The sequence below is a fragment of the Marinicella pacifica genome, assembly GCF_014636635.1.
GTDB classification, from domain to species: domain Bacteria; phylum Pseudomonadota; class Gammaproteobacteria; order Xanthomonadales; family Marinicellaceae; genus Marinicella; species Marinicella pacifica.
The window spans coordinates 240,348-251,214 of record NZ_BMEO01000005.1; the positions used below are offsets into that span (position 1 = coordinate 240,348).

Annotated in this window: 14 protein-coding genes; 5 read left to right on the forward strand and 9 right to left on the reverse strand. The window is 41.8% G+C overall.

Annotation, left to right across the window (positions count from 1 at the left end):
- Positions 1-36: 36 nt before the first annotated feature.
- Together IEV16_RS08085 and ylqF are read right to left on the reverse strand one after the other, a co-directional pair.
- Entirely contained in the window at positions 37-717 is a 681-nt protein-coding gene (locus IEV16_RS08085; RefSeq protein ID WP_188365179.1) for an RluA family pseudouridine synthase, read from the reverse strand.
- Positions 718-1,659 (reverse strand): ribosome biogenesis GTPase YlqF, encoded by a 942-nt coding sequence (gene ylqF, locus IEV16_RS08090; RefSeq protein ID WP_188365180.1) that lies wholly within the window; start codon positions 1,657-1,659, stop codon positions 718-720.
- Positions 1,660-1,773: 114 nt separating this feature from the next.
- On the opposite strand from ylqF, the gene htpG reads away from it, so the two are divergent.
- The 3 genes from htpG (at position 1,774) to IEV16_RS08105 (ending at position 4,508) form a co-directional block, all read left to right on the forward strand.
- Entirely contained in the window at positions 1,774-3,669 is a 1,896-nt protein-coding gene (htpG, locus tag IEV16_RS08095) for a molecular chaperone HtpG (protein ID WP_188365181.1), read from the forward strand.
- Positions 3,670-3,985: 316 nt separating this feature from the next.
- A complete protein-coding gene (locus IEV16_RS08100) occupies positions 3,986-4,225 on the forward strand; it encodes a ribbon-helix-helix domain-containing protein (RefSeq protein ID WP_188365182.1) in 240 nt (79 codons plus the stop codon).
- Positions 4,218-4,508: a type II toxin-antitoxin system RelE/ParE family toxin gene (locus IEV16_RS08105; RefSeq protein WP_188365183.1), complete on the forward strand. Its 291-nt coding sequence runs from the start codon at positions 4,218-4,220 to the stop codon at positions 4,506-4,508. Before IEV16_RS08100 ends, IEV16_RS08105 begins: the two co-directional genes overlap by 8 nt.
- Positions 4,509-4,581: 73 nt before the next feature.
- Here IEV16_RS08105 and IEV16_RS08110 read toward each other — a convergent pair whose 3' ends face one another.
- The 3 genes from IEV16_RS08110 to IEV16_RS08120 all read right to left on the reverse strand — a co-directional run bounded on the left by IEV16_RS08110 (position 4,582) and on the right by IEV16_RS08120 (position 8,016).
- On the reverse strand, positions 4,582-5,682 hold the full coding sequence (locus tag IEV16_RS08110) for a DUF2333 family protein (protein WP_229728296.1): 1,101 nt from the start codon (positions 5,680-5,682) through the stop codon (positions 4,582-4,584).
- 736 nt (positions 5,683-6,418) lie between these two features.
- Positions 6,419-7,741 carry a type II toxin-antitoxin system HipA family toxin gene (locus IEV16_RS08115; protein ID WP_188365184.1) on the reverse strand — a complete coding sequence of 441 codons (1,323 nt, stop codon included), beginning with the start codon at positions 7,739-7,741 and terminating at the stop codon, positions 6,419-6,421.
- Positions 7,741-8,016 carry a helix-turn-helix domain-containing protein gene (locus IEV16_RS08120; RefSeq protein WP_188365185.1) on the reverse strand — a complete coding sequence of 92 codons (276 nt, stop codon included), beginning with the start codon at positions 8,014-8,016 and terminating at the stop codon, positions 7,741-7,743. The genes IEV16_RS08115 and IEV16_RS08120 overlap by 1 nt, the downstream gene beginning before the upstream one ends.
- Before the next feature lie 259 nt (positions 8,017-8,275).
- On the opposite strand from IEV16_RS08120, the gene IEV16_RS08125 reads away from it, so the two are divergent.
- Positions 8,276-8,518, forward strand: a complete 243-nt coding sequence (locus tag IEV16_RS08125; RefSeq protein ID WP_188365186.1) for a ribbon-helix-helix domain-containing protein — start codon at positions 8,276-8,278, stop codon at positions 8,516-8,518.
- 68 nt (positions 8,519-8,586) lie between these two features.
- On the forward strand, positions 8,587-8,835 hold the full coding sequence (locus tag IEV16_RS13550) for a type II toxin-antitoxin system RelE/ParE family toxin (RefSeq protein WP_188365204.1): 249 nt from the start codon (positions 8,587-8,589) through the stop codon (positions 8,833-8,835).
- Positions 8,836-8,914: 79 nt separating this feature from the next.
- On the opposite strand, the gene IEV16_RS08135 is transcribed toward IEV16_RS13550, so the two are convergent.
- The 4 genes from IEV16_RS08135 to IEV16_RS08150 all read right to left on the reverse strand — a co-directional run bounded on the left by IEV16_RS08135 (position 8,915) and on the right by IEV16_RS08150 (position 10,154).
- Positions 8,915-9,226 carry a HigA family addiction module antitoxin gene (locus IEV16_RS08135; protein ID WP_188365187.1) on the reverse strand — a complete coding sequence of 104 codons (312 nt, stop codon included), beginning with the start codon at positions 9,224-9,226 and terminating at the stop codon, positions 8,915-8,917.
- Between the two features lie 16 nt (positions 9,227-9,242).
- Positions 9,243-9,524, reverse strand: coding sequence for a type II toxin-antitoxin system RelE/ParE family toxin (locus tag IEV16_RS08140; RefSeq protein ID WP_188365188.1), 282 nt, complete (start codon positions 9,522-9,524; stop codon positions 9,243-9,245).
- Between the two features lie 101 nt (positions 9,525-9,625).
- A complete protein-coding gene (locus IEV16_RS13555) occupies positions 9,626-9,925 on the reverse strand; it encodes a type II toxin-antitoxin system RelE/ParE family toxin (RefSeq protein ID WP_188365189.1) in 300 nt (99 codons plus the stop codon).
- A gap of 16 nt (positions 9,926-9,941) precedes the next feature.
- Positions 9,942-10,154 (reverse strand): addiction module protein, encoded by a 213-nt coding sequence (locus IEV16_RS08150; protein WP_188365190.1) that lies wholly within the window; start codon positions 10,152-10,154, stop codon positions 9,942-9,944.
- Between the last annotated feature and the right edge of the window lie 713 nt (positions 10,155-10,867).

Consider the following 10,867-nt stretch of genomic DNA (forward strand, 5'->3'; position numbering starts at 1 on the left):
ATTTTACCCTATTCTGCCGTTATTCATTAAAATTGCCTAAAAAGGCACAGCTGATTCAAAAGTCATGATTGCACCGTTAGCCGGATGCATCAACTGTAAAAGTGTACTGTGCAGATGCAAACTGTGACGGTTCTTTTTGCGTTGTATTGTTTTGATCTGCTTTATTTGCTCCCGGTCCATCGCCGCTGGCTGATAAAGCGAATCAGCCACAATCGGTAAACCCATATACCACAAATGCACCCGCAACTGATGCGAACGACCCGTAACCGGCGTTAAGTCCAACAACGTGGTCGCCGCTTCTCTTTCAGAAACCGCCCAGTGCGTTAGGGCTGTCTTACCGCCGTCAAAATCTACTTTTTGCTTCGGGCGATTAGGCCAGTCGCAAATTAATGGCACATTGATTTCACCTGAATCTTGTTCGGGGTGACCGATAACCCGTGCCACATAGCGTTTATCCACCCGGCGCTGCTCAAATTGCTTATTTAAATTCACCTGAGACGGCTTATTAAGCGCCAGCACCATTAAACCGGAGGTTTCCATATCCAGACGATGGACACAACGCACACCTGAAAAATCAGCCTGTAACCGACTAACGAGACAATCTTTATAAATCCGCCCCGGTACAGACAATAAGCCTGCGGGTTTATTCACCACCAGAATATCGTCGTCACCATACACCCTTTCAATGGCCGTTTCAGGCGGTTGATAATCAATCATTTAGCGTTTCTTTTTAAAGCGCTGTTTTCGCGCGGCTTTTTTGGCGGCTTTTTCGGCCAGTATCTGCTCAACTTCCGCCACTTCTTTTGTTTGCATGGCCGGCGTTTCTAAAGTAATTCGGCCTAACTGGCCTTGTCTGAATTCGGTAATTAACTGACGGTAAAAACGCTCCATATCCGCCTGATGACCGGCTTTGACAAAATGCCGGGCTTTGGCAATGGCTTCCATTAATTCATAGACCGCCATCTCATCAGCAGTATCGAAGACGCTATCTACACTAACCTGAAACCGCTCTTGGATGGCTTGCGGATAATGTGCCGCTAAAAATGCAGTCAGAAAATGCGCCAAATCCCCCATATCGACCACTGAAGATTTAATGCTGCCGGCGATTGCCAAACGATGGGCGCTGTATTGATTATCAAATCGCGGCCATAAAACTCCTGGGGTGTCATGCAAAATCACATTTTTTGGTAATTTAATCCGCTGCTGTCGTTTGGTCACCGCCGCTTCATCACCAGTGGTGGCTATGCCGCGTTCGGCAATCACATTAATCACCGTTGATTTACCGGCATTGGGGACACCCATAATCAGTACCTGAATGGGCTTTTTATTGACTTCACGCTCCGGAAACATGGCGCGACACCAGTCAGGAATCTGTTTCATCACTGCCGGTTCAGACAGACTGACGGCATAGGCTTTAGCCTGATCCACTTGTTCAAAAGCCTGCAGCCATTGCCCGGTAACATCGGCATCAGCCAAATCCGCTTTATTTAATAACTGAATGGTCGGCTTATGCCCGCGGATTTTGGCCAGCAAAGGATTTTGTGAACTGTACGGTAACCGCGCATCCAGCACCTCAATCACCAAATCCACCTCCGGCAACAAAGCCCGAATTTCTTTTTGGGCTTTATGCATATGACCCGGGAACCAGTTAATCGTCATAATATCGGTACAACATGAACAAAACCCACATTTTACATGACTGTCCCGGCTTGCGCCTTGAAAACCACCCAATCATCCCTAATTTACTGGCATCCTAAAATTTTACGATTAATCATGAGCCAAACAGCCAAAAAACACACATTTCAGGCAGAAGTGAATCAGGTGCTTGACCTGGTGATTCATTCTCTATATTCGAACAAAGACATATTCTTGCGCGAATTAATATCAAATGCATCTGATGCTTGCGATAAATTGCGCTTTGAAGCGATTAAAAACAAAGAACTGAATGCCGAAGATTTACACATTAAGGTGGACTTCGACAAAGAGGCCAAAACCATCACCGTTTCTGATAACGGCATCGGCATGAGCCACGATGAGTTGATTGAAAACATCGGCACCATCGCCAACTCCGGCACCAAAAAATACCTCGAATCCATCGCTAAAAAAGACAAAGCCGATGCCAACTTAATCGGCCAGTTCGGGGTCGGTTTTTACGCCTCGTTTATTGTCGCCAAAGAAGTCGAAATCAAAACCCGCAAAGCTGGCGCGCCTGCCGACGAAGCGTGGAACTGGCGTTCAGACGGTAAAAACGATTACACCATTGAACCCATCAGCAAAGACAGCCACGGCACCGAAATCATCTTACACTTACAAGATGACGAAGCGGATTTCGCTGACAACCACCGCCTGCGTTCATTAATAAAAAAATACTCCGAGCATGTGGCTTTCCCGATTAAAATGCTGGAAGTCATTTATCCTGAAAAGGACGAAGACGGTAATGACAAGCCGGCCAAAGAGCCTGAGTATGAAGTGGTTAATGACGCCACCGCAATGTGGAAGAAAAACCCCGGTGACCTCAAAGGCAAGGATTATCAGGCGTTTTATAAACAAATCAGCAACGACTTTAACGAAGCGGCGTTCTGGACCCATAACCACATCGAAGGTACGCAAAGTTACACCAATCTGTTATACGTACCGAAAAAAGCCCCGTTCGCCATGTTCCAGAATCCCGATGACCGCGAAGGCTTAAAACTGTACATTAAACGGGTCTTTATCACCGATGCCTCGAAAGAACTGTTACCCAATTACTTACGCTTCGTTAAAGGTGTGGTGGACTCCAACGATTTGCCTTTAAATGTCTCGCGCGAAACTTTACAGGATAACCCGTTACTGAAAAAAATCCGCTCAGGTCTGGTTAAACGGGTCTTGGGCATGTTGAAAAAGAAAACCAACGACAGCGAAGTCTATGGCACATTCTGGAAAGAATTCGGTGACACCTTAAAAGAAGGCGTGGTGGAAGATTTTTCCAACCGCGAAGCGGTACTGAAATTATTGCGCTTTGCCTCCACACACAATGACGACGCCACCGAGAATGTATCGCTGGATGATTACATCAGTCGCATGCAGGACAAGCAGGATAAAATTTACTTTATCACCGCCGAGTCTTATGCGGCCGCGAAAAACTCGCCGCACTTAGAGAAATTCAAAGAAAAAGGCATCGAAGTTCTGCTGATGCACAGCCGCATCGACGAATGGATGATGGGCCATGTCCAGGAATATGACGGTAAACAATTCCAGTCCGTGGCCAAAGGTAAAATTAACCTGGGTGACGAAGATAAAGACAAAGAAGATAAAACGTCAGAAGAAGACAAAGACTTTCTAAAAAAGCTGTCAGAACAGCTTAAAGACCATGTCAGCGAAGTCACCGCCTCAACCCGCCTGGTGAATTCTGCCAGCTGCCTGGTGATGGATGAACACGCCATGGCCATCCACATGCAAAAGCTGATGGAACAAGCCGGCCAGGCCATGCCCGGCCAGAAACCGGCGCTGGAAGTGAACCTGAACCATCCGTTGGTGAAACACATCGAAAACATGGACAACGACGAGCAATTCAAGCAATGGTCCGAACTGTTGTACGAACAAGCCCTCCTCGCCGAAGGCGGCCAACTCAAAAACCCCGCCGAATACGTCCAGAAAATGAACCAACTGATGCTGGATATGTTGGGGTAAGTTTACTTTAATTGTGAAGTTATCGGATTGCCGTTATGGCAACCCGATAACTTCACAAATTTTTTAAATAACAACTATGATGCGTCGTTATCGGACTTGATCACTATCTCGTCCTTTTTAACGTGACAGACCTACGTCCTATTGGCCACCCGATACCCCAGTTTGCGACAGCAAACAAAAGCAAAGCATAAATTCACCAATTAAAAAATATCCAGAAGAGCCAAAGATCCTTACGAAAGACTCATGTTATTGTGCAATATTTTGCACCTGATACACTTTTGGTGTATATTAACACCACTAACCGTTGAGTACTCATATGTCAAGACAAAGCATTTCCTTTACACCACCTAATGATCAATGGCTAAAAAATCAGGTCGCCAGTAAAGAATATTCCAGTAAAAGCGAACTTGTTAATGACCTCATTCGACAAGCCAGAAAACAACAAGCCCAGATTGATTGGATTCAATTAAAACTGGAAAAAGCTGAAAAAAGTGGGTTTACCGAAGACAACCAAGAACAAATCCTTAAACAAGCAAAATCCTCATTGGATGGCTAAGTATAAATTAAGTAATGAAGCCAAAGATGATCTCATCAGGATTTATCATTACGGCGTAAAGAACTTTGGTATAAATCAAGCCGACAAGTACTATAACGCATTATTTAAGTCATTCGACACAATCGCTCAGCGGCCATTTTCTTATGAATCAATTAATCACATTAAAGTCGGCTACAGAAGATGTGTTTATGGTTCTGACAGTATTTATTTTAGAATCCAAAATAACACGGTTGAAATAATGACCATTATCGGCAAGCAGGATTTAGAAAACATACTTTTATAGTCTGTAAATATTTCTGCATTCCGACCTGCGATTTATCTTACCCGTTCTGTAAGCCTACCTACTAAGCCCAAAATCACCCATCCTCCAACAACTGCCGCAAATCAATGACACCGGCATTAGCCCTCGATATATACGAAGCCATTACCAAAGAATGATTGGCGAAAAACCCAAAGCCCGAGCCGTTGAGAATCATCGGCGTCCAGATGCTGTCCTGAGTGGCCTCCAGTTCACGGATAATTTGCCGCAAAGATACCAGCGCATTTTTCTTTTCCAGCACACCTTTAAAATCCACTTCAATGGCTTTCAGCAAATGAATCAGCGCCCAGGTCGAACCACGGGCTTCATAGAAATTGTTATCGATTTGCAGCCACGGGGTTTTCACCTGCAGCTCACTCGGCTGATAGGTCGCCGATTCCGCAGTTGAATCACCGCCACTGTTGGTATTAATCCTGTCTTCACCAACACTGGCAGATAATCGTTTTGATAAACTCCCCAAACGCTTTTCAACCAGATTCAGCCACACCACCAGATTATCGGTCCGGGCATAAAACTCCGCCGGCGGTTGTGCCGAACCCGCCAGTCGATTCATGTACCTGGTAAAAAACTCACGACCTGATTTATACCGCCCCTCGGTGGCCGGCCAAATCCATTTATCATGGTCATTATGAAACTTCGGATCTGAATCTGCCAGATCCGCATCCTCTTCCGACTGACTCTGCGAACGGCTGATGTCATTGCGCATCACCCGCACAAAATCTCGCACCTGGATGACCACCCCAAATTCCCAGCTCGGCATATTATCCATTAACAAAAACGGCGGCATCACATCATTGGCCATATAACCGCCCGGTTTATTTAAAAGAACATCCGTGATTTCCAAAAAAGCCGCCCCCGATGTCACCCCGGTGACATCCCGCCACTGATGTTCTTTCGCGTATTGCTCGGCGTTCACCTGAACATCAAATAATGCCGGCTCCCGGTCAAAAAACATCACCAGCAAAACCTGCAAAGCCAAAAACAAAGCCAGCCCCACGCCCCACCAGCGCCACGACTTACGCAAAGTCAACGCCCGCTTTTTCTTATAACGATTGCCGCCATCACCGGGCTCAGCCTTATAATCCGCCGGCATCTCATCATGCACCGCCTTATCAGAATCAGGAATTTGGTTATTCATGGTTGTTTATTTTCAGGAAATTAAATAAAGATTATAACAACATCAGCGTTAAGAATGCATGTGCCGGAGGTTGGGGTTATTTACAATGCTCTAATTTCTTCGATACACTATACCCAATGGATTTACTTATATCACCCATTTGACTGATGACTTCATGGCATTTAAACCATTTCACTACACATCACGCAACAATGAATGGCTCAATAATCAAGTTGCCAATCAGGAATATTCCAGTAAAAAGTGAAATAGTCAACGACCTCATTCGAAAAGCCAGAAAGCAGCAACCGCAATTAAATTGGATTCAGGCAAAAATAGAACGGGCTGAAAATAGCGGTTTTATTCATGACAATAAAGCACAAATCCTCAATCAAGCAAGATCCTCGCTAAACAACTAAATCCAAGCTGACAATCGGTTATTGAAAATGGGTAACTGTCAGATTGGGGCTGAACTTCTACAAATAATACTGTATTAGCCGCCGCTGCATTCAACTTCACAAAGTTGTTGAAGGCATTTTATTGGGTCTTAAATAAATTCACTAAACATACTCGCCAATGGCTAATTTTTTCACCAAAATCGTTGGCGTTGAAGTGAATTATTTAAGTTCGACTATTTAAAATCTCGCAGGCAGATACAGAGAATTATTTACAGAGTCTCGAACGTCAAGGTTTGGAAGATTTACCCTAATCTTTTCACAACAATCACTTTGGATTTTCTTGGTAAAATCTAAAACCCATTCTAACCCAATAATTTATCAGCCTGCTTAATCATTCCCTCAAATATTTTATCCGACACAATCGATGGAAAATCATTAGGCAAAATCTGTTTTACATTTTTAATAACATCACCAGTACTCAAAGCAATCTCGTCAAGCATGATATTGACATCCTCTTGACTGAAACCCGTTTTAATGCCGTGATTGATAAAATGTCTTCTTAGTATTTCTTTGACGCGATAATGTTTATTTTTACTGTCTATCGACATCGCCAATTTTGCATCATAAAAAGACAATTGATTTTTGCCCTTGCCAATCACAGGATACACCGACAGCACATCATAAAGAGGCGCTAATTTATAATGATTACCGGCAAAATGCTTTAAACTGAAATTCTTAGCATGGCCATCCGTGGCACACATTATCCAGAAAATTATTTGGGCTTTAAAAAATATCTCTTTATCTTTTTTTGCCTGAATCGAACCATCCAGTAACCTCAAACCATCAGTAATTCCCAAGCCACCATCCTTTTGATATTTATCTAACGGCGATAAGCCTTTGGCTTGACAGAAGTCCTCCTGCGCTAAACGCATAATCCATTGTTCATCCGGTGACAGTTTTCGATCAAAACGCTCCACGACCAAAACCTTCATATCCTCAAAATAAGCCATATCACAATGAGCAACCGGTAAGCCATATTCGCGAATAATCTTTGAACATAGCCACTCATTTTCGACTGAGTGACTCAAATCTAAATTCATATTACCAATCAATCCCATCGGTAATTTCAGGATATGCGTGGTTGGTGTTGAACCCAATGGACGACACCAACGGTTATCACACCAAAGTAATGCCGTTTTCTCCTGGGCACCTGCTAATGAGAGTCGTAAATCATTGGACGGATTAATTAAACCCAATACATTTGATCCAACTGTGTTTCTTAAAATATCTGCAACTTCAGAATCATCTAATGCTTGATATTGAATAGATTTAACCGATTGTGGTTCTTCACCTGCGGGCAAAATCTGTATGGCACCGACACAGTCACGACCTATTTCAGCCAATAATTCAAACGCAGAAATACCATTGGCCGAAAATTTTGTCGCCATTCTTTCTCTGATATCACGACTATCGGGTAATAAATTGTCAAAATAAAATCTAACCACATCACCCGAAAACACCTGATTACCCGGTGTAAAAGGCAAAGACAAAGACAACACCCTGGCATATTTATTAGTTAGCCAACTTGGATCATACTGAAAAGTTTCTTGACCCCTATGTTTTCCCCAAACACCGACATATTCACCATTGAACCAAATATCTAAGGAATTAATATTTTTGGCCATCACCACATATCCATATCGTATTTTCCAGAACCTTCAGCCACATCTGCCCGTGTATTATCTTGCTTATCTATTAAATCGAATTTCACATCAAGAATAACAAACACTCGGAATAAACGCTCCATCGTAACATTTTGTGGATTGGCCTCAAGAACCTGATAAGCCTGCTGGCTAATACCCAATTTTTGAGCCACTTCTTGCTGCGTTAGATTTCTTAATTTTCGAAATCCTTTCAAAATAGGCTTTAATTGGTCGATATTTTGTATTGTGTAATTCATCTTATGTTTTTTAACTGACAATTACAGTGTATACGTTGTATAAAAACAATACAACATATTTGCTGTATTTCCACACTAACAACGTATATGTTGTATTGTCTGTATGAAACCAATCAGGGAAAGCAATCAGAGACAGGCATCCAAATCGACTTTTGAAAATTAATGGAAGATAACTCTTTGATTGGACCTCCAATACGCATTAATTGCGCATCAAATGCATTAACTGTATGCTATAAGTACTGATCTTAAGAATTAAGCCATGAACACAAAGTCATTAAATATTTCATTCCCGGAAGACTTAAAAACAAAAGCCAAGCAGCTGGCCGTAGAACAAAAGCATGGATCAGTGGGTCGGTATATTCAGTATTTATTGAGACGTGAAGCTGAAAAAGATACCGAGCGCAAAAAGCTTAAAGTCTTACTCCAGCAAGGCATTGATTCAGGGACCTCAGATACTACTCCCGAAGAGTTTTTTAAACAGCTCCGCTCAAATTTAAAATAATGCCTAATCAATACCGACTTACGCGACTGGCTGAACTGGTGTAGTGTATTGATTCACTCACCTAATACATTGCTCAAGACAGCGTCAAAACTGCCAATAAATTTTTAGATGAAGTCAAGCGAATCTGCCAATCACTGGCTCAAATGCCAGACTTGGGTGCTGAAGTTTCTTTTATAAAGTCGCAGCCATTTCAGTTTTTCCCGGCTGGTAAATTTCAAAACTTTTTAATTTTCTACCGTCTGTTCCAAAACACGCCTGAAATAGTGAGGATTTTACATCGTCACCGTGATATTGAAGATTTGTTTGAAGAAACTTAATCAATGATTAAAAGACATTCTTCTCAATTCATAAAGGTAAACAGGGCTCTACCCAAGTAAATCTACTAATTATTTATTATTAAGCAACTCTAATAGGCTGAATCCGGGCAACTTCAGATTTAAGCGCTTGATTTGCCTTCCACAAATCCACGCCTCGCTGTGCATTTAGCCAAAACTCAGCTGAATTTCCAAACAATCTACTCAAACGTACGGCCATTTCAGGACTAAGCGCTCTCCGCTCTCTTAGCAATTCATTAATCGATTGTCTTGAAACACCTAAGGACTCTGCTAACGCAGTAACACTCAAAGAATAATCGGGCATAAAATCCTCACGCAACATCTCGCCAGGATGAGTGGGTTTTCGTTTCATTCGGGTATTTTTAATCGTCATTTTATATCACCTCACATTAATGGTAATCGCAGACCTCAACATCAAAAGCATCACCGTCATCAAACCGAAAACAAAAACGCCACTGATCATTAATTGCTATGGCATGCTGCCCTTTACGATCATGAGTGAGTTTGTGCAATCTATTCCCAGGCGGAACCTTAAGATCATCAAGACAAGTCGCCAGATTTACATAATCTAACTTCCTTGAAGCACGTGCGTGAATATTAGGTAGAAATTTTTTCGACGTCCCAGATTCGTACATAGCCTTAGTGTGCTTATCAGCAAAGGTCTTAATCATGAAATCCATTGTAGTCCGTCACTTGACGAATGCCAATCACGATGCTAATTACCACATTGACTATACCGAAAAAACTTTGCTTTGTTGCGATTAAAATCAGACTAAATCCGTGACTTCCAGAATTCCGGGTTTCTGTGTTGGTGTAAAATTGCAAAGATTGAAATGCAATCATTTTGATTAACAAAGTAAATAGAAAATGGAAATCGATTGACTAACGCCCTTCTGACTATATCCTTGTAAATAACTTGGTAATGACAGGGAGCTGCAAGAATAGAAGCAATTTTCTTGTCCACGCAACGTGCGAACTCTTTCCCAAGTCCAAGGTTTTGATTTTCATACCAATCATACGCCTCCACAAAGTCCTTTTCGGCCTGCGGGGTAAGAACAAGTGATTTAGCCACAATTCATATGAATTTTTTATATGTAATTTTTTCGGATTTCATCCCACGGCTTGCCATTCTGAGTATCTTGTTCAAGGGATTGAAGCCGTTCATTTAAAACATTTTTATGATGTTCGGGAATATCTAATAAATTAGAATCAGAAGCAATCGAATCCCATAAGGCCTCTACTAAGGTAATTCTGTCATCTATATCAAGTCGAGATAACTTTTTGATTAATGTGTCTTGCATAATGCTTTAAATAAATGGTTAAAAAATCGCTAAACCATATATGGTCGCATATTTATTATACGCGCACCAACGCTATATTTCAGCAAATTTAAAAGCTAGTGTAGTGTATTAAACTGGGAGACCACCAATGGTCTGTGGGTTTACGATTGAAACCTGCTCTCGAATAGCATAAATTCAGAGATCTATCCATCATACTTCACATCAGTGAAGCCAGACCACTCGGCCCAAATCAGGAAATACCCATAGAAATCTGCTAAATCTTTAAATCATCTGCTTTTCTGGCAAATTACTTTTAAATTCATTCAGGATTTCAAATCTTATAGCCAAATTTTTAATTAAATCCAGCCCATTAGGTTTCTAATATAGTGCCTGTCCTTGTTGATTCATCGTGACATTGAAAGTTTGTTTGAAGAAACTTGATCAATGACTAAAAGACATTCTTCTTAATTTGATAAGGCAATTAGGGCTCTACCTTTTCAAATTGCACGCTATACCGCTTGGCCTGAATCGGGCCAAAACAAAAAAACCAGTCAAACGCATCGTTTTTCTAAAATTAGATATAAATCTCTCGGAATTATCACAAAACACCCAAGCAAATAGAATGAATATCAATTAAATAATCTGGTTTGACTCATTAAATATATGCATGATGAGATGAACGCCCCCAGTGACGGTATCAAAGTACCTGTCTTGTAAAATAACAAGGACAAACT